Genomic DNA, 18,206 nt, shown 5'->3' on the forward strand with positions numbered 1-18,206 from the left:
TCACATCCGGAAGACGCCGAAGCCGCCCCGCACACCCTCGTACGGCGCGGTGTGGAGGGCGGACAGGCACAGGCCGAGGACGGTGCGGGTGTCGCGCGGGTCGATGACGCCGTCGTCGTACAGCCGCCCGGACAGGAACATCGGCAGCGACTCGGACTCGATCTGCTGCTCGACCATCGCCCGCAGGGCGGCGTCGGACTCGTCGTCGTACGGCTGCCCCTTGGCGGCCGCCGACTGGCGGGCGACGATCGACAGGACGCCCGCGAGCTGCTGCGGGCCCATGACGGCCGACTTGGCGCTCGGCCAGGCGAACAGGAACCGCGGGTCGTAGGCGCGCCCGCACATGCCGTAGTGCCCGGCGCCGTAGGAGGCGCCCATCAGCACCGACAGATGCGGCACCCGGGAGTTGCTGACCGCGTTGATCATCATCGAGCCGTGTTTGATGATCCCGCCCTGCTCGTACTCCTTGCCGACCATGTAGCCGGTGGTGTTGTGCAGGAAGAGCAGCGGGATGTCGCGCTGGTTGGCGAGCTGGATGAACTGGGCGGCCTTCTGCGACTCCTCGCTGAACAGCACCCCTCGCGCGTTGGCGAGCACGCCGACCGGGTAGCCGTGCAGGCTCGCCCAGCCGGTCGCCAGGCTGCCGCCGTACAGCGGCTTGAACTCGTCGAAGTCGGAGCCGTCGACGATCCGGGCGACGACCTCGCGCGGGTCGAAGGGGGTGCGCAGATCGCCGGGGACGATGCCCAGCAGTTCCTCGGGGTCGTACTTCGGCGGCTCGGCGAGCGGCGGATCGGCGTACGCCTTGCGGTGGTTGAGCCGGGCCACCACCCGCCGGGCCTGCCGCAGCGCGTCCCGCTCGTCGACGGCGAAGTGGTCGGCGAGGCCGGAGACGCGCGCGTGCATCTCGGCGCCGCCCAGCGACTCGTCGTCGCTCTCCTCGCCGGTGGCCATCTTCACCAGCGGCGGCCCGCCGAGGAACACCTTGGCGCGCTCCTTGACCATGATCACGTGGTCGGACATGCCGGGGACGTAGGCGCCGCCGGCGGTCGAGTTCCCGAAGACGACCGCGACCGTCGGGATCCCGGCGGCGGACAGCCGGGTGAGGTCCCGGAAGATCGCGCCGCCGGGGATGAAGATCTCCTTCTGGGACGGCAGATCGGCCCCTCCGGACTCCACCAGGCTGATGACGGGCAGCCGGTTGGCGAGCGCGATGTCGTTGGCGCGCAGCGCCTTCTTCAGCGACCACGGGTTGGACGCGCCGCCGCGCACGGTCGGGTCGTTGGCGGTGATCAGGCACTCGACGCCCTCCACCACACCGATCCCGGTGACGAGCGAGGCGCCGACCGTGTACTCGCTCCCCCATGCCGCCAGCGGCGACAGCTCCAGGAACGGGGTGTCCGGGTCGAGCAGCAGCTCGATCCGCTCGCGGGCGAGCAGCTTGCCGCGCTTGCGGTGCCGTTCGACGTACTTCTCGCCGCCGCCCGCGAGGGCCTTGGCGTGCTCGATGTCGAGTGCGGCGAGCTTGTCGAGCATGGCCTCGCGGTTCGCCGCGTAGGCCGGGTCGTGGGTGTCCAGGGCGGAGGAGAGGACCGTCACAGCAGTGTCTCCGGTATGTCGAGGTGGCGGGCGCGCAGCCATTCGCCGAGGGCCTTGGCCTGCGGGTCGAAGCGGTGCCGGGCGGCGACGCCCGCGCCGAGGATCCCCTCGACGGTGAAGTTCAGGGCGCGCAGGTTCGGCAGGACGTGGCGTACGACGGTCAGCTCGGCGGTCTCCGGCAGCAGCCGCCGGAAGACGTCGACGGTGAGGGTGTGGGCGAGCCACCGCCAGGCCTCGTCCGTCCGCGCCCACACCCCGACGTTGGCGTTCCCGCCCTTGTCGCCGCTGCGGGCCCCGGCGACGAGGCCGAGGGGTGCGCGGCGGGTGGGGCCGGGCGGCGGCGGCTCGGGGAGCGGCGGCTCGGTGACGGGCTCCAGGGGCCGGGTGTCCGGGGCCGGCGGCACGGGTGCGCGGCGCCCGTCGGGCAGGACGACCACCTGCTCGACGGCCTCCTGGGGCACGTAGGCGTCCTCGAAGACCCCGTAGGGCGCGCCCTTCTCGGGTGGCGCGAGCACATGGAAGCCGGGGTAGCTCGCGAGGGCGAGTTCCACGGCGGCGGCGGTCAGCGGCCGGCCGACGGTGTTCTGGTCGGGGTCGCGGACGACGAGCCGGAGCAGGGCGCTGGCGGTCTCCTCGGTGGGTGCGTCGGCCCGGTCGGTCCGGGACAGCTCCCAGCGGGTCTCGGCGGGCGGCGACTTGGCGAGCGCGTCGGCCATCTGCTCCCGCACCAGCGCGGCCTTGGCCTCGATGTCGAGCCCGGTCAGCACGAAGACGACCTCGTTGCGGAAGCCGCCGAACCGGTTGACGCCGACCTTGAGCGTGGGCGGCGGGGCCTCACCGCGCACGCCCTCGATCCGCACCCGGTCGGGCCCGTCCTGCGTGAGCCGTACGGTGTCCAGCCGCGCGGTGACGTCCGGTCCCGCGTACCGGGCGGCGCCGGTCTCGTACAGCAACTGGGCAGTGACGGTGCCGACGTCGACGAAGCCGCCGGTGCCGGGATGCTTGGTGATCACCGAGCTGCCGTCGGCGTGGATCTCGGCGAGCGGGAAGCCGGGCCGGCGGACGTCACCGTCGCGGAAGAAGGCGTAGTTGCCGCCGGTGGCCTGCGTCCCGCACTCCAGCACATGCCCGGCGACCACCGCGCCCGCGAGCCGGTCGTGATCCGTCGGCCGCCATCCGAAGTGGGCGGCGGCGGGCCCGGTGACCAGCGCGGCGTCCGTCACCCGGCCGGTGACGACGATGTCGGCGCCCTCGTTCAGCGCGGCGGTGATGCCGAAGCCGCCGAGGTAGGCGTGGGCGGCGAGGCTGCCGGGGTGGGCGGCGGTGAGGTCGTCGCCCTCGACGTGCGCGACGCGGACGGGGACACCGAGCCGCTCGGCGAGCCGGCGTACGGCGTCGGCGAGACCGGCGGGGTTCAGCCCTCCGGCGTTGGTGACGATCCGCACGCCGCGCTCGTGGGCGAGGCCGAGGGTGTCCTCCAGCTGGCGCAGGAAGGTACGGGCGTACCCGGCGGCCGGGTCCTTCAGCCGGTCCCTGGCGAGGATCAGCATGGTCAGCTCGGCGAGGTAGTCACCGGTGAGGACGTCCAGCTCGCCGCCGGTCAGCATCTCGCGCAGCGCGTCGAAGCGGTCGCCGTAGAAGCCGGAGGCGTTGCCGATCCGCAGCACGCTCACCGCGCGTCCCCCTTCGCCGGGCGTCCGGCGCCGGGCGGGCCCGCGAAGGCCTGCGCGATGTCCAGCCACCGGTCGGCGTCGGCGCCTTCCGCGCGCAGACCGAGGTCGGCGCGGTGCGCGCGCTGGGTGACCAGGAGGCAGAAGTCGAGCGCGGGTCCGGTGACGCGCTGCGGCGCGTCCTCGGGGCCGTAGGCCCAGGTGTCGCCCGAGGGGCCGGCCAGTTCCACGCGGAAGGGCTCGGCGGGCGCGGGCAGGCCGTGCACGACGTGCGCGAAGTCGCGGGTGCGGAAGCCGAGCCGGGCGATGTGCTTCAGGCGGTCGGTGGGGGCACGGGTGACGCCGAGGGCGTCGGCGACGTCCAGTCCGTGGGCCCAGGTCTCCATCAGGCGGGCCGTGGCCATCGAGGCGGCGGACATCGGCGGCCCGTACCAGGGGAACCGCGCACCGGCCGGCGCGGCGCGCAGCGCCCGGTCCAGCGCGGCACGCCCCTCCCGCCAGCTCGCCAGCAGCTCGGCGGCGGGGAGCCGGGCGCCCTCCTCGGCACCGTCGTCCACGAACGAGTCCGGCGCGGCGAGCGCCTTCTCCACCATCGCCTGGAACCCGCCCTCGTCCGTCACCGCCAGCAGCGAGGAACGGTCGGTCCAGGCGAGATGAGCGATCTGATGAGCGACGGTCCAGCCGGGCGCGGGCGTCGGAAGCGCCCAGCGCTCCTCCCCCAACTCGGCCACCAGCAGGTCGAGTTCATCACCTTCGGCACGCAGATCGTCGAACACGGGCAGGGGCGTCGGGTCGGCCATGGGGGGAGCATGGCAGCGGCCCTGGAAACAATCAAGCGTGCTTGCATTAATTGTTCACGGCACCGCTGGGTGCCCGTGGCGCTACGTTGCGTGAAGGGAGGTGGCAGACGTGAACATTCGCGAACTGGACCCGAGCGCGTCGCCGTTGGACTACTTCGGCTACGAGCTGCGGCGCGCACGGGAGGCGGCGGGCCTGACCCAGGCACAGCTCGGCTCGATCGTCTTCTGTACGGGATCACTGATCGGCCAGATCGAAACCGCGGCGAAGATCCCTCACCGGGAGCTGTCGGAACGGCTGGACGCGGCGCTGGGGACAGGTGGGCTGTTCTCACGGCTGGTGGGGCTGGTGCTGCGGCATCAGCTGCCGAGCTGGTTCCAGCCTTATGCGGAGATGGAGGCGCGGGCGGCGTACATCCGCTCGTTCCAAGCCCAGCTGGTGGATGGCCTACTCCAGACGGAGGGCTACGCCCGAGCTGTACTGAGCACGCGAGACGACACAGACATCGATGGCAAGGTGGCCGCCCGGTTGGAACGGCAGCGCATCCTCGACCGGGAACATCCTCCAGCCACCTGGGTCGTGCTGAGCGAGGCCGTTCTGCACCAAGCCGTGGGAGGCGCGGCGGTTATGCGGGAGCAACTGGCACACCTGCTGATCTTGCAAAGGCGCCGCTGGCTGGAGATCCAGGTACTGCCCTTCGAGGCGGGGGCGCACACAGGGCTGATGGGCTCGTACTACCTCCTGCGCTTCGACAAAGACCCGAACATCGTCTACACCGAGGACTTCGTCCAAGGCCACATGACGGCCAATCCGGAAGCCTTCAAGGAGGGTTCGGTCCGATACGATCATTTGCAGGCTGCCGCGCTCTCCGTGGACGAGTCTGCGGCACTGATCGCCCGCGTGATGGAGGAGCGCTATGGCAACGGACCTGAACGTGACGGGCGCGACGTGGCGTAAGTCGTCGTACAGCGGTGACACAGGCGGGGCATGCGTCGAGTGCGCCCCCCTCGGCACCGCGGCTTGGCGCAAGTCCTCCTTCAGCGGTGGCACCGGAGGCGACTGCGTCGAGATCGCCGACCTCCAGCCGCACATAGCCGTCCGCGACTCGAAGAATCCTGCCGCCGGCGCCCTCACCGTCGCCCCTGGCACCTTCAGTGCCTTCGTCGACGCCGCCGCCAAGGGCCTGCTCGGCTAGGAAGCCTTCTTCCTCCGCCCCACCTGCGTCCGCACCGCGCCCATGCTCGCCGCGATGACCAAGGCGATGGCCAGGGCCTGGGGGGAGGTGAGGGACTGGTCCAGGATGAGGAAGCCGGCCGTCGCGGCGAGGGCCGGCTCCAGGCTCATCAGGATGGCGAAGGTGGACGCGGGCAGGCGGCGCAGGGCGAGGAGTTCGAGGGTGTAGGGCAGGACCGAGGACAGCAGTGCGACGCCCGCGCCGAGGCCGAGGGTGACCGGGTCGAGCAGCTTGGTGCCGGACTCCGCGATGCCGAGCGGCACGAACAGCAGCGCGCCCACCACCATCGCCAGCGCCAGCCCGTCCGCCTGCGGGAACCGCCGGCCGGTGCGGGCGCTGAAGACGATGTACGCCGCCCACATCGCGCCGGCGCCCAGCGCGAACGCCACACCCACCAGGTCGAGGTCGCCGAAGCCTCCGCCGCCGAGGAGGAAGACACCGGCGAGCGCCAGGCCCGCCCAGATCAGATTGACCGCGCGGCGGGAGGCCAGGACGGAGAGGGCGAGCGGGCCGAGGACTTCGAGGGTGACCGCCGGGCCCAGCGGGATGCGGTCGATGGCCTGGTAGAAGAGGCCGTTCATGCCGGCCATGGTGATGCCGAAGACGACGACCGTGTACCAGTCGGCACGACTGTGGCCGCGCACGCGAGGCCGGCAGACCAGCATCAGCACGACCGCCGCCACCGCCAGCCGCAGCGCGACCACGCCGAGCGCGCCGGCCTTGGGCATCAGCAGGACGGCGAGCGCGCCGCCGAACTGCACCGAGATCCCGCCCGCGAGCACCAGGCCCACGGGGCCTAGCGAGCCGAAGCGTCCCGGGGAGGACGTACCAGGGGTGGTGGCGGAGGAGGAGGCGGCGGAGGCGGTCGCGGCGGTGTCGGGGGTGGTCACGGGCGGTCCAGGGGCTCGGCTTCGGGAGTGGGAGGTGCGTCCATCTCGATGTACTCAGAAGTCCACGGTAATGGACCGGATCAGGTGTGTGAAGCGGTTATGCCACTTACTTCTCCGGCTCGCCCGCGACCAGCCCTTCCGCCTCCAGCCCGTCCGCGTCCAGCCCTTCCGCCAGCACCTCCGCCAGGTGCCGCCCCCGCACGCCGCCCAGCTGCTCCAGCTGCGTCCGGCAGGAGAAGCCGTCGGCGAGGACCACCGCGCCCCGCGGCGCCTCCCGCACCGACGGCAGCAGCCGCTCCTGCGCGCAGGCCGCCGAGATGTCGTAGTGGCCGGACTCGAAGCCGAAGTTCCCGGCGAGGCCGCAGCAGCCGCCGGTCAGCTCGCCGGTGAGGCCCGCCGCGGCGCGCAGCCGGCGGTCGGGGCCGTCGCCGAGGACCGCGTGCTGGTGGCAGTGGGTCTGGCCGACGGCCGGGCGGTCCAGGCGGGGCGGGATCCAGTCGGGGGCCAGGCGGTCCAGCGCCTCGGCGAAGGTGAGTACGCGGGAGGCGAGGCGGGCCGCGCGCGGGTCGTCGGACAGCAGCTCGGGCAGGTCCGTGCGGAGCGCCGCCGCACAGCTCGGCTCCAGCACCACCACCGGTGTGCCGCTCTCCAGCACCGGGACCATCAGGTCGAGCGTGCGGCGCAGCACCGTACGGGCGCGGTCGAGCTGGCCGGTGGAGACGTAGGTGAGGCCGCAGCAGACGCGGGACCGGCTGTTCGGTGCCGGCGGCAGGGTCACCTCCAGGCCCGCCGCCTCCAGCACCCGCACCGCCGCCCGGCCCACGGACGGCGAGAGGTGTTCCGTGAAGGTGTCGGGCCACAGCACCACCCGCGTGCCACCGGCGCCGGCGGCCTGCCGCCTGCGCCACCACCGCGTGAACGTCCCGGCCGCCAGCCGCGGGATCTCCCGCTCCTGCGCGATCCCGCCCAGCCGCTTGGCGAGCGCCGCGAGGGGCCGCAGCCCGGCGAGCGCGTTGAGCAGCGGCGCGGTCCGGGTGACCGCCACCGCGCTCAGCCACTGCGGCAGCCGGCCCATGCTGAGGTGCGCGGCCGGGCGGCGCCGGCCGGCGTAGTGGTGGTGCAGGAACTCCGCCTTGTAGGTGGCCATGTCGACGCCGACCGGGCAGTCCGAGCGGCAGCCCTTGCAGGACAGGCACAGATCGAGCGCGTCCCGGACCTCCGGCGACCGCCAGCCGTCGGTGATCACCTCGCCGGCCAGCATCTCGTGCAGCAGCCGGGCCCGGCCGCGCGTGGAGTGCTCCTCCTCGCCGGTGACCCGGAAGGACGGGCACATCACGGCCGGGCCGCTCGCCGTCGTCGTACGGCACTTCGCCACGCCCACACAGCGCCGCACCGCCGCCGCGAAGTCGCCGCCGTCGGCCGGGTAGCCGAAGGCGACGTCGACCGGGCGGCGGGGCAGCGGGTCGAAGCGGAGGTTGGTGTCGAGGCGGTGCGGGCGGACCAGCATGCCGGGGTTGAGCAGGTCGTCCGGGTCCCAGACGGCCTTGGCCCGCTCGAACAGCGCCACCGTCTCGGTGCCGTACATCCTCGGCAGCAGCTCGGCGCGCGCCTGACCGTCCCCGTGCTCCCCGGACAGTGATCCGCCGTGGGCCACGACCAGGTCGGCCAGGTCCTCGGAGAACCGCCGGAAGCGGGCCACGCCCGCCTCGGTGAGCAGGTCGAAGTCGATACGGACGTGGATGCAGCCGTCGCCGAAGTGGCCGTACGGGGTGCCGCGCAGGCCGTGGTCGGTGAGCAGCGCGCGGAAGTCGCGCAGATACGGTCCGAGCCGGGCGGGCGGCACCGCGCAGTCCTCCCAGCCCGGCCAGGCCTCGCTGCCGTCCGGCATCCGGGTCGCGGTGCCGCTCGCGTCCTCGCGGATCCGCCACAGGGCCCGCTGCCCGGCCGGGTCGGTCACCACCAGCGCGTCCAGGACGTCCGCGGCGCGCACGATCGCCTCCGCCCGCGCGCGGGCCTCCGCGTCCGACTCCCCGCCGGTCTCCACGAACAGCCAGGCTCCGCCCCGGGGCAGCGCGGCCGGGGACGGCACCAGATCGGCGGCCATGCCCTCGACGGTCAGCGGGCGGTACGGCAGCAGTCCCGCGGCCGCCTCCGCCGCCGCGCTCTCGTCGCCGTACCCCAGTACGGCGAGGGCCCGCGCGGGCGGTGCCTGCACCAGCCGTACGACCGCCTCGGTCAGCACGCCGAGCGTGCCCTCGGAGCCGCAGAAGGAGCGGGCGACGTCGGCGCCGTGCTCCGGCAGGAGCGCGTCCAGGGCGTAGCCCGAGATGCGCCGGGGCAGGTCCGGGAAGCCGGTCCGCAGCCGCGCGAGCTCTCCGTCGACCAGTTCCCGCAGGCCCTCCGGCGCTCCGGCCCAGCCCTGCCCGAGCCGCGACCGCCGGCCGCGCGCGGTGACCACCGACAGCTCCCGCACGCTGTCCGCGGTCGTCCCCCAGGCCACCGAGTGCGCGCCGCAGGAGTTGTTGCCGATCATGCCGCCGAGCGTGCAGCGGCTGTGGGTGGAGGGATCGGGCCCGAGCCGCAGCCCGTGCGGGGCGGCGGCCTCCTGGAGCCGGTCCAGGACGAGCCCCGGCTGCACGACCGCCGTCCGCGCCTCGGGGTCCAGGGACACCAGCCGGTTCATGTGCCGGGTGAAGTCCAGCACCACGCCCGTGCCCGTCGCCTGTCCCGCGATCGAGGTGCCGCCGCCGCGCGCCACCACCGGCACCGCGTGCTCCCGGCAGACCTCCAGCACCGCCGCCACGTCGTCGGCGTCCCGCGGCGCGACCACGCCCAGCGGCACGCGCCGGTAGTTGGAGGCGTCCATGGTCACCAGCGCCCGTGCGGTGGTGCCGAACGCCACCTCGCCCCTGACGGCGGCACGCAGTCCGGCTTCGAGATCCGTCATGCGTCCAGGATGCATCCGGCCACTGACGGTGACGGCCGCGGGAGCCGGCCTGTAGGTCCCCACAGGTCCATGAGGTGGAGATCTCGTCTCATCGAACGGACACGTTTCCGTCCGGTTTCAGCGACCGGATACGCTCCGCCTCGTGGCTGAGATCCAGATTCCTGCTGACATCAAGCCCGCCGACGGTCGATTCGGCGCGGGCCCCTCCAAGGTGCGGGTGGAGGCGCTGGACGCCCTGGCCGCCACCGGTACGTCCCTGCTCGGCACCTCCCACCGCCAGGCCCCGGTCAAGAACCTGGTCGGCCAGGTCCGTGCGGGCATCTCCGAGCTGTTCCAGCTCCCCGAGGGCTACGAGGTCGTCCTCGGCAACGGCGGCTCCACCGCCTTCTGGGACATCGCGACCCACGGCCTGATCGAGAACAAGTCGCAGCACCTGAGCTTCGGCGAGTTCAGCTCCAAGTTCGCCAAGGCCGCCAAGCTCGCGCCGTGGCTGGCCGAGCCGACCGTCATCTCCTCCGACCCCGGCACGCACCCCGAGGCCGCCGCCGAGGCGGGCGTGGACGTGTACGCGTACACGCACAACGAGACCTCCACCGGTGTCGCCATGCCGATCAAGCGGGTGGCCGGTGCCGACGAGGGCGCGCTCGTCCTGGTCGACGCCACCTCCGGCGCGGGCGGCCTGCCGGTCGACATCGCCGAGACGGACGTCTACTACTTCGCCCCGCAGAAGTCCTTCGCCGCCGACGGCGGCCTGTGGATCGCGGTGTTCTCCCCGGCGGCGATCGAGCGTGCCGAGCGCATCCACGCGAGCGGCCGGCACGTCCCGGAGTTCTTCTCGCTGCCCACGGCGATCGACAACTCCCGCAAGAACCAGACGTACAACACCCCAGCGCTGGCCACCCTCTTCCTGCTGAACCAGCAGCTGGAGTGGATCAACGACCAGGGCGGCCTGGACTGGGCGGTCCGCCGCACGGCCACCTCCGCGCGGACGCTGTACGGCTGGGCCGAGGACGTCAAGTTCGCCAACCCGTTCGTCGCCGACCCGGCGAAGCGCTCGGCCGTCATCGGCACGATCGACTTCTCGGAGGAGGTCGACGCCGCCGCGGTCGCCAAGGTGCTGCGCGCCAACGGCATCGTCGACACCGAGCCGTACCGCAAGCTGGGCCGCAACCAGCTGCGCGTCGCGATGTTCCCGGCGGTCGAGCCGTCGGACGTCGAGGCGCTGACGAAGTGCATCGACTACGTGATCGAGAAGCTCTGATCACCGCGGTACCGCAGTCGTCACGCCGATGAGGGGCGCCCGGTCCGGACCGGGCGCCCCTCGTCGCGTTCCGCGCCTCGCTCGTGCGGTCAGCGGCTCAGCTTCTGGAACCGGCCGACCGCCAGCGGCAGGAAGACCGCCGTGAGGATCAGCGGCCACAGCCCGGACATCAGCAGGGCGTGCTGTTCGACCCAGGAGTCCCCGCCGCCGACCGGCGTGCCGAACAGCTCGCGGGCCGCCGCCGCCGTGGACGAGATGGGGTTCCACGCGGCGACCCAGCCCAGCCAGTCCGGCATCAGCTGCGGCGCGACGAAGATGCTGGAGATCATGGTGAGCGGGAAGGCGACCGCGAAGAGGCCGCCCGCCGCCTCGGGGTTGGGGACGATCAGGCCGAGCCAGACGCCGACCCAGATCAGCGAGAAGCGCAGCCAGAGCAGGAGTCCGAAGGCGGCGAGGAAGCCCCAGCCGCCGTCCGGGCGCCAGCCCATCGCGAAGGCGGTCAGCATCATGATGGCCAGTTCCGCGCAGGCCACCAGGAGGTCGGTCACGCCGCGGCCGGCCACCACCGCGGACGACGCCATCGGCATCGAGCGGAAGCGGTCGATCACGCCCTTCGTGGAGTCGTACACCACGACCGTCGCGGTGTTGATGAAGCCGAACGCCATCGTCATCACGAACATGCCCGGCATCAGGAAGTCCCGGTAGTCCCCGCCGCCGGGGACCTGCATGGCGCTGCCGAACACATAGCCGTAGAGCAGCACCGACAGGATCGGGAAGCCCAGCTGCCAGGCGATGTTGACGGGCTGGCGCCGGTAGTGGGTGAGGCCTCTGCGGACGATGTTCCAGCAGTCCGACAGGAGCCAGTACGCGCGGCCGCGCGCGGGCCCCTCGGTGACGTCCAGCGCGCTCATGCCGCCGCCTCCTTCTTCCTGCCCGACGTCTTCGAGGTCTCCGGGGTCTCCGGGCTCTTCGTGCGGTGTCCGGTCAGGCGCAGGAACACGTCGTCGAGGCTGGGCCTGCGCAGTCCGATGTCCTCGACCTTCACGCCCTCGTCCTGGAGGGTGCGGGCCACCTCGGTGAGGGCCGCCACCCGGTCCGTGACCGGCGCGTGCACGCGCAGTTCGGTCTCGTCGGACTCCGGTTCGCCGTCCGAGACGCGGGCGACCACCTTCACCACGCGCGCCAGGTCGGCCCGGTCGGCCACCACGACCTCGACGCGGTCGCCGCCGACCCGGTCCTTCAGGCCGTCCGGGGTGTCGTCGGCGATGGCCCGGCCCTGGTCGATGACGGTGATGCGGGAGGCCAGCCGGTCGGCCTCCTCCAGGTACTGCGTGGTCAGCAGGACCGTGGTGCCGCTCGCCACCAGGGCCCGAACCGACTCCCAGACCTCGCCCCGGCTCCGCGGGTCGAGCCCCGTCGTCGGCTCGTCGAGGAACAGCACCGCGGGCGCCAGGATCATGGACGCGGCCAGGTCGAGACGGCGGCGCATGCCACCGCTGTAGCCGCCTACGCCCTTGTCGGCGGCGTCCGTCAGGTCGAACCGCTCCAGCAGCTCACCGGCCCGCAGCTTCGCGCGCCTGCCGCCGAGGTGGAAGAGGCGGCCGAACATCTCCAGGTTCTGCCGTCCGGTCAGGACCTCGTCCACCGCGGCGTACTGGCCGGTGAGGCCGATCCTGGCCCGCACCTCGCGCGCCTGGCGGACCACGTCGAGGCCGGCCACCGCCGCCCGTCCGCCGTCCAGCCGGATCAGCGTGGACAGGATCCGTACGGCGGTGGTCTTGCCGGCGCCGTTCGGCCCGAGCAGGCCGTGCACCGTGCCCTCGCGGACGGCCAGGTCGAAGCCGTCGAGAGCGCGTTTCTCGCCGTACCGCTTCTCCAGGCCCTCGGCGTGTACCGCGTATCCGTCCATGCCCCGCCTCCCCATGTGCGCTGCGCCACTCCCTAACTGCTTACACCGTACCCGATTGCGCGTACGCCGTAAGCAGTTTTTTTTCGGAGGCCATAAGCTGAGGTCATGACGAGCGGCAAGGGCGTGACCGACACCAGCGGCAGCGGCGACATCGCCCGCACCCTCGAACTGCTCTGGGACACCGGACGACGCCCCAGCCGGGGCCCCAAACCGGCCCTCACGCTCGACCAGATCGTGGAAGCCGCCGTCCGGATCGCGGACGCCGAGGGGCTGGACGCGGTCTCCATGCGGCGCGTGGGCGCCGAACTGGGCACCGGCGCGATGTCCCTGTACCGGTACGTCCCCGGCAAGGCCGAGCTGCTGGACCTGATGCTCGACCGCGTGCAGCGGCCCTCCGACAACCCCGCCGACCTCGGCGACGGCGGCTGGCGCGCCGCCCTGGAGGCCCTGGCCCGCGCCACCCTCGCGCTCTACCGGCGCCATCCCTGGCTGCTCCACGTCAACCAGTCCCGGCCGATCCTCGGCCCCAGCGCGCTCGACGGCATGGAGCGGACGCTGGAGCGGATCAGGCCGATGGGGCTGAGCGATCCCGAGCTGGTCTCGGTGATCATCATGGTCGACTCGTACGTCGTGGGCGCCGCGCGCACCCAGGTCTACCAGGAGGAGGCCGAGCGCCGGTCCGGGCTGACGACCGCCGAGTTCTTCGAGGCCCAGGTGCCGGTGCTGGAGCGGGTCATGACCACCGACCGCTACCCCATCCTGGCCACCCTCTCCGAGGACGCCTGGAGCCCCGCGTTCGACCACTTCGAGTTCGCTCTGCAACGGATCCTCGACGGGCTGGACGTGTTCGTGTCACAGCGGGCACAGGAGCGATCACCGAACACATAGGCTCCCTGTCGACCGGCACTTCACCGTGAACCGCCGGCCCAGGGAGGGGAACCCACCACATGGCACTCCGTACGTTCCTGCGCACGCTCGGCGCGAACGCCCCGTCCGTCGACACCGTCGTCACCACCGCCCGCGTCCAGCCCGGCACCCCGCTCCAGTGCGAGGTCACCGTGCGCGGCGGCGGCGCGGACCTGGAGGTGGAGCGGCTGCGGCTCGAACTCGTCGTGCGCGCGGAGGACCTGGAGCCCGAGGGCTCCACCGGCTGGACCAACCCGTACGTAGTCAGCGACGCGACCGGCGACTCCTTCCACCTGCCGGCGGGCGGCACCGTCGTGCGCCATGTGGCGCTGGAGGTGCCGTGGGAGATGCCGCTCACGCACACCCGCGGCGCGCGGCTGACGGGCAGCCGGGTCGCGGTGCGCACCGAGCTCGCCGTCCAGGGCGCCGTCGACCGGGGCGACTTCGACGAGATCGAGGTGCACGCGCTGCCGTCCCAGGACCTGTTGTTCGACGTGTACCGGGAACTCGGCTTCCGCTACCACGAGTCCGAGGTGAAGCTCGGCAAGGAGCGCTGGCCGGATCGGATGAAGGACCGCCGCACCGCGCCGTTCTGGCAGGAGCTGGACTTCTACTTCCCGGCGTCCTACAACCGCGGCACCCAGGAGCTGGAGACGGTCCTCATCACCCGCCCCGACGAGCTGGACGTGCACCCCGGCGGCTACCCGCCGGTGACGCTGCCCGCCGGCGAGCTGGACCGGGCGGCGTGGCGGGAGGCCGTCGAGGCGCACATCCGCTCCTTCTGGGCCTGACCGCGATCGACGGCGCCGGAGGCGACCGCCCCGGTCACTTCCGGCGCCGCAGCCGGCTGAGCCCCAGCAGCGCGGCGCAGGCCACGGCGACGGCGAGGACGCCCCGGCCGGCCCGGACGACGCTGTCGTCCTCGTCGTCGCCGCCCGCGGAACTCGCCTCGTTCGAGGGGGAGCCCGTGCCGGCGGGCTTCGAGCCCTCCGGCAGGTCGCCGGGGCGCACCGGGCTCTCGGACCCCTCGGCGCCGTACATCAGCTTCGAGCCGTCGGCGGTGTAGGTGACGGACTCACCCTGACCGAGGAACGGCACGCTGAGCCGGCCGCGCTTCTCGATCCTCCCGTCGTTCCAGTCGTAGGCGATGGCGCCGAAGTAGCTGCGGACGACGAGCTGTTGTCCGTCCGGGGACAGGGCGGCGTCGGTGGCCTCCAGGTCGGGGACGGCGGCGATGCGGGTGAAGACGTTGCCGCCGGAGGCGGACAGCTTCTCGGGGCCCGCGTACAGATGCCCGCCGTTCTCGTTCTTGTCGACGATGTAGACCCGGCCGGTCTTCGGGTGCACGATCAGCGACTCCGCGTCGCGGGCGCCGTCCGCGTAGGTGACGACGTACTGCGTGGCGGCCACCGTCCGGTCCTTCAGCGTCTTCGGCTCGGGCAGCCGGTAGATCCAGACGTGCTGCCAGCCGCCGCCCAGGTTGTCGCCGATGTCGCCGACGTAGATCTCGTTGCCGGGGCCGATGGAGATGGCCTCCACGTCACGCGGGGTGCCCACGCCGGTGAGGGTGAGGGTCGCGACCGTCTCGCCGGTACGGCTGTCCACGGCGTAGAGGAAGGCGCCGTCGTCGCTGTCGTTGTGCGTCCAGTAGACGCCCGGGTGCTGACGGGAGGCGGCGAGACCGCTGGACTCGGTGATGCGCGGGTCCTTGATGGTGAACCCCTCGTCGGCTGCGGACGCGGGCGGCATGGCGAGCGCGCCCGTGAACAGGGCAGCGGTGAGGAGCACGAACGTTCGGCGCATGAGCCAAGACTGCCACCTCGGGCGGTGGTTCAGGCCGCGTGGCGGGCCTCACACCGCCTCGCACTGCTTCCGCCCCGCCGATCGTCCATCATGAGCGGATGCTCAGGTTCATGCCCGTAGGCGACTCCATGACCATCGGCAGCGCGGGCGAACACACATGGCGCCACCGGATGTGGCAGCACCTGTGCGCGACGCACGGCGGGCCCTGCACGCTGGTCGGTCCGCGCGAGACGCTGTACGACAAGGCGGCCGAGGCACCGACCTCGTACGCCTACGCCGACCCGGACTTCCCGCGCGGCCACCTGGCCGGCTGGGGCGAGGGCTGGCAGCACATGGCGCCGCTGATCGGGCCGGCGGTGCGGGAGACCCGTGCGGACGTCCTGCTGGTCTCGCTCGGCCTCATCGACCTGGGCTTCTACACCAACGCCGAGCAGACGGCGGAGAACGTGCACGCCTTCGTCGCCGCCGCGCGCGCCGCCCGGCCGCGGATCCGCATGGTCGTGCTGCCGGTGATCCACAACGTCCGCGCGCAGAACGACGCCCCGTTCGCCGCCCAGGTGACCCGCTTCAACGAACTCCTCGCCAAGGCGGTCATAGACCTCGACGAGCCGTCCTCCCCGCTGCTCCTCGCGACGGTCCCGGACGACTACGACATCCACTCCGACACCTACGACGGCACCCACCCGAACGCGAGCGGCGAACACAAGCTCGCGGCGGCGTTCGCGGACGCGATGTGGCGGGCGTGGGGGATCGGCGGCGAGTACACGGTGTGACCTTCGGCCACTCGTATCGTTGTACTGCGCGGCCGCACCCGTTCGAAGGGCGGCCGGGGAGGAGCGCCACGATGACCGTCCTCGAAGACAGGATCGCGATGGCCGAGAGCGACAACACGATCACGCTCGACGAGATGTTCGAGCGAATCGAGAAGATGCCCGTCCCCGAGGGTTACAAGGTCGAGATCGTCGAGGGGACCGTCTACATGTCGCCGCAGCGGGACACCCACTGGGAAATCATCCTGGACATCGTCGAGCAGCTGCGCACCAAGTATCCGCGCCGGCGCATCAAGTCCGATGTCCGCATCGACTATCCGGGCCGGCTCAACGGCTTCGCCACCGACGTGACCCTGCTGGCCGAGGATGCCGCCCGGACAGAGCGCGGGCTCTGGCGCTGCGAGGACGTCCTGTTCGTCGCGGAGGTCGTCTCCAAGAGCACCGGGCAGAACGACTACGGCCCCAAGAAGACCGCCTACGCGGCCGCCGAGGTCCCCGTCTACGTGATCGCCGACCCGTACCAGGCCCGCTGCCACCTCTACACCGACCCCAAGGACGGCGACTACCAGGTGGAGACCACCGTCGCCTTCGGCAAGGAGCTGGACCTCACCGGCACCGTCGTCGACCTCGTCCTGAACACCGGCGACTTCCCCCGCGACTGATCGCCGGCCCGCCCTTGCTTCGAGCGCACTCCAAGCCGTTGGCTAGGTGGCCATGAAGTACACGCAGCTCGGACGTACCGGACTCAAGGTCAGCCGACTCGTCCTCGGCACCATGAACTTCGGCCCGCAGACCGACGAGGCCGACAGCCACGCGATCATGGACGCGGCGCTGGACGCGGGCATCAACTTCTTCGACACCGCGAACGTGTATGGGTGGGGCGAGAACAAGGGCCGCACCGAGAGCATCATCGGCAGCTGGTTCGCCAAGGGCGGCGCGCGACGCGACAAGGTCGTCCTCGCCACCAAGGTGTACGGCAACATGGGCGCCGACGGCAGCCCCGCCTGGCCCAACCACGACAAGCTCTCCGCGCTGAACATCCGCCGCGCGGTGGACGCCAGCCTGAAGCGGCTGGGCACCGATCACATCGACGTCTACCAGTTCCACCACATCGACCGGGCCACCCCGTTCGAGGAGATCTGGCAGGCCGTCGACGTCCTGGTGCAGCAGGGCAAGATCCTCTACGCCGGTTCCAGCAACTTCCCCGGCTACAAGATCGCCCAGGCGAACGAGGCCGCCGCCCGGCGCGGCTCGCTCGGACTGGTCAGCGAGCAGTGCCTGTACAACCTGTTCGAGCGGCGCGCCGAGATGGAGGTCGTCCCGGCCGCCGAGGAGTACGGCGTCGGCGTCATCCCGTGGTCGCCGCTGCACGGCGGTCTGCTCGGCGGCGTGATCCGCAAGGAGGGCGAGGGCAGCCGCCGCGCCTCCGGCCGGGCCGCGGACACGCTCGCCGACCCGGCCGTGCGGGCACGGCTCCAGTCGTACGAGGATCTGCTCGACAAGCACGGCCTGGAGCCCGGCGAGGCCGCGCTGGCCTGGCTGCTCACCCGCCCCGGGGTGACCGGCCCGATCGTCGGCCCGCGCACCCTCGGGCAGCTGGAGTCGGCGCTGCGGGCGGTGGAGCTGGAGCTGGGCGAGGAGCTGCTGACCGGCCTCGACGAGATCTTCCCGGGTCCGGGGCCGTCGCCGGAGGCCTTCGCCTGGTGACCGGGTGAGCGGACGGCGGCGCTCGGTGACCGACTACCTGCCGAGCGCCGCCGCGACCGCCACGAGCACGAACATCAGCACAAGCGCACCGGCCATGATCCGGTTCCGGGTTTTCGGGTCCACGGCACGAGCCTAACCGGCTCCGCCGAGCGGCCAGCGGGCGACCGCCTCGTAGCGCGGCTGCTCGCCCGGCACACCGGACGCCGGCAGGTTGCTGCGGACCAGCGCCAGCTCCGACACGGTCCAGCCGGTGCTGGTGAAGGAGTGCAGGGCCTGGACGTACGGCCGCACGTCCACCGCGTCCCGGCTGCGGGCTATCGTCAGATGCGCCTTGTACCGGCGGTGCTCCCCCATCGGCACGCCCGCCTTGCGCGCCGCCGCCTCCGCGCGGTCGGCCAGCAGGCCCAGGGTGTGCAGATCGCCGTCCGCGCCCGTCCACAGCGCCCTTCCGCGCCCGAACTGGCCGCCGCCGCTCAGGGCCAGCGGGAAGGGCTCGGTGCGGTGCGCGGCGCGCTCCAGGCGGGCCGACAGACCGGGCACGAGGGCGTCGTCGACCTCGCCGTAGAAGGCGAGGGTGAAGTGCCAGCCGGGGCGGCCGGTCCAGCGCAGCCCGTCCGCGCCGGGCAGCTTCCGCAACGCGGCCAGTTCCGCGGCGAGTTCCCCGGCGATGTCGTCGGGGGGCAGCACGGCGGCGAAGAGTCTCATGGGGCCA

Annotated in this window: 17 protein-coding genes; 8 read left to right on the top strand and 9 right to left on the bottom strand. The window is 72.4% G+C overall.

Annotation, left to right across the window (positions count from 1 at the left end; genetic code table 11):
• The 3 genes from ABT232_RS03995 to ABT232_RS04005 are packed head-to-tail and all read right to left on the bottom strand — an operon-like array spanning position 1 to position 4,069.
• Positions 1-1,599, bottom strand: coding sequence for an acyl-CoA carboxylase subunit beta (locus ABT232_RS03995; protein ID WP_351835460.1), 1,599 nt, complete (start codon positions 1,597-1,599; stop codon positions 1-3).
• Positions 1,596-3,272: an acyclic terpene utilization AtuA family protein gene (locus tag ABT232_RS04000; protein ID WP_351835462.1), complete on the bottom strand. Its 1,677-nt coding sequence runs from the start codon at positions 3,270-3,272 to the stop codon at positions 1,596-1,598. The genes ABT232_RS03995 and ABT232_RS04000 overlap by 4 nt, the downstream gene beginning before the upstream one ends.
• A complete protein-coding gene (locus ABT232_RS04005) occupies positions 3,269-4,069 on the bottom strand; it encodes a TIGR03084 family metal-binding protein (RefSeq protein WP_351835465.1) in 801 nt (266 codons plus the stop codon). The genes ABT232_RS04000 and ABT232_RS04005 overlap by 4 nt, the downstream gene beginning before the upstream one ends.
• A 109-nt stretch (positions 4,070-4,178) precedes the next feature.
• On the opposite strand from ABT232_RS04005, the gene ABT232_RS04010 reads away from it, so the two are divergent.
• Complete coding sequence (locus tag ABT232_RS04010) at positions 4,179-5,024, top strand: helix-turn-helix domain-containing protein (RefSeq protein WP_351835467.1); 846 nt, start codon at positions 4,179-4,181, stop codon at positions 5,022-5,024.
• Positions 4,984-5,262, top strand: a complete 279-nt coding sequence (locus tag ABT232_RS04015; RefSeq protein WP_351835469.1) for a DUF397 domain-containing protein — start codon at positions 4,984-4,986, stop codon at positions 5,260-5,262. The genes ABT232_RS04010 and ABT232_RS04015 overlap by 41 nt, the downstream gene beginning before the upstream one ends.
• Here ABT232_RS04015 and ABT232_RS04020 read toward each other — a convergent pair.
• Together ABT232_RS04020 and ABT232_RS04025 are read right to left on the bottom strand one after the other, a co-directional pair.
• On the bottom strand, positions 5,259-6,191 hold the full coding sequence (locus tag ABT232_RS04020) for an EamA family transporter (protein WP_351835471.1): 933 nt from the start codon (positions 6,189-6,191) through the stop codon (positions 5,259-5,261). The genes ABT232_RS04015 and ABT232_RS04020 overlap by 4 nt on opposite strands.
• Positions 6,192-6,297: 106 nt before the next feature.
• The gene (locus tag ABT232_RS04025) at positions 6,298-9,138 is read right to left on the bottom strand and encodes an FAD-binding and (Fe-S)-binding domain-containing protein (RefSeq protein ID WP_351835474.1); all 2,841 of its coding nucleotides are present in this window, start codon (positions 9,136-9,138) and stop codon (positions 6,298-6,300) included.
• Positions 9,139-9,280: 142 nt separating this feature from the next.
• Between ABT232_RS04025 and serC the strand changes: the two genes are divergently transcribed.
• Positions 9,281-10,399, top strand: coding sequence for a phosphoserine transaminase (gene serC, locus ABT232_RS04030; protein ID WP_351835476.1), 1,119 nt, complete (start codon positions 9,281-9,283; stop codon positions 10,397-10,399).
• An 89-nt stretch (positions 10,400-10,488) separates the two neighbouring features.
• On the opposite strand, the gene ABT232_RS04035 is transcribed toward serC, so the two are convergent.
• Both ABT232_RS04035 and ABT232_RS04040 read right to left on the bottom strand, forming a co-directional pair.
• A complete protein-coding gene (locus ABT232_RS04035; RefSeq protein WP_351835478.1) occupies positions 10,489-11,310 on the bottom strand; it encodes an ABC transporter permease in 822 nt (273 codons plus the stop codon).
• Entirely contained in the window at positions 11,307-12,308 is a 1,002-nt protein-coding gene (locus tag ABT232_RS04040; RefSeq protein WP_351835481.1) for an ATP-binding cassette domain-containing protein, read from the bottom strand. Before ABT232_RS04040 ends, ABT232_RS04035 begins: the two co-directional genes overlap by 4 nt.
• A 105-nt stretch (positions 12,309-12,413) precedes the next feature.
• Between ABT232_RS04040 and ABT232_RS04045 the strand changes: the two genes are divergently transcribed.
• On the top strand, positions 12,414-13,196 hold the full coding sequence (locus ABT232_RS04045; protein ID WP_351835483.1) for a TetR/AcrR family transcriptional regulator: 783 nt from the start codon (positions 12,414-12,416) through the stop codon (positions 13,194-13,196).
• A gap of 59 nt (positions 13,197-13,255) precedes the next feature.
• Positions 13,256-14,005 (top strand): sporulation protein, encoded by a 750-nt coding sequence (locus ABT232_RS04050; protein ID WP_351835486.1) that lies wholly within the window; start codon positions 13,256-13,258, stop codon positions 14,003-14,005.
• Positions 14,006-14,039: 34 nt separating this feature from the next.
• Here ABT232_RS04050 and ABT232_RS04055 read toward each other — a convergent pair whose 3' ends face one another.
• Complete coding sequence (locus ABT232_RS04055; protein ID WP_351835489.1) at positions 14,040-15,017, bottom strand: acyl-CoA synthetase family protein; 978 nt, start codon at positions 15,015-15,017, stop codon at positions 14,040-14,042.
• Between the two features lie 98 nt (positions 15,018-15,115).
• Here ABT232_RS04055 and ABT232_RS04060 point away from each other — a divergent pair, with 98 nt between their 5' ends.
• From ABT232_RS04060 to ABT232_RS04070, 3 genes are all read left to right on the top strand, one after another.
• A complete protein-coding gene (locus tag ABT232_RS04060) occupies positions 15,116-15,790 on the top strand; it encodes a GDSL-type esterase/lipase family protein (RefSeq protein WP_351835492.1) in 675 nt (224 codons plus the stop codon).
• 71 nt (positions 15,791-15,861) lie between these two features.
• Positions 15,862-16,449: a Uma2 family endonuclease gene (locus ABT232_RS04065; RefSeq protein WP_351835495.1), complete on the top strand. Its 588-nt coding sequence runs from the start codon at positions 15,862-15,864 to the stop codon at positions 16,447-16,449.
• 52 nt (positions 16,450-16,501) lie between these two features.
• The gene (locus tag ABT232_RS04070; RefSeq protein WP_351835497.1) at positions 16,502-17,494 is read left to right on the top strand and encodes an aldo/keto reductase; all 993 of its coding nucleotides are present in this window, start codon (positions 16,502-16,504) and stop codon (positions 17,492-17,494) included.
• Between the two features lie 132 nt (positions 17,495-17,626).
• On the opposite strand, the gene thpR is transcribed toward ABT232_RS04070, so the two are convergent.
• Positions 17,627-18,199 carry an RNA 2',3'-cyclic phosphodiesterase gene (gene thpR / locus ABT232_RS04075; RefSeq protein WP_351835500.1) on the bottom strand — a complete coding sequence of 191 codons (573 nt, stop codon included), beginning with the start codon at positions 18,197-18,199 and terminating at the stop codon, positions 17,627-17,629.
• Between the last annotated feature and the right edge of the window lie 7 nt (positions 18,200-18,206).

It is taken from the genome of Streptomyces sp. NPDC001532, from assembly GCF_040298625.1.
Taxonomy (GTDB): Bacteria; Actinomycetota; Actinomycetes; order Streptomycetales; family Streptomycetaceae; genus Streptomyces.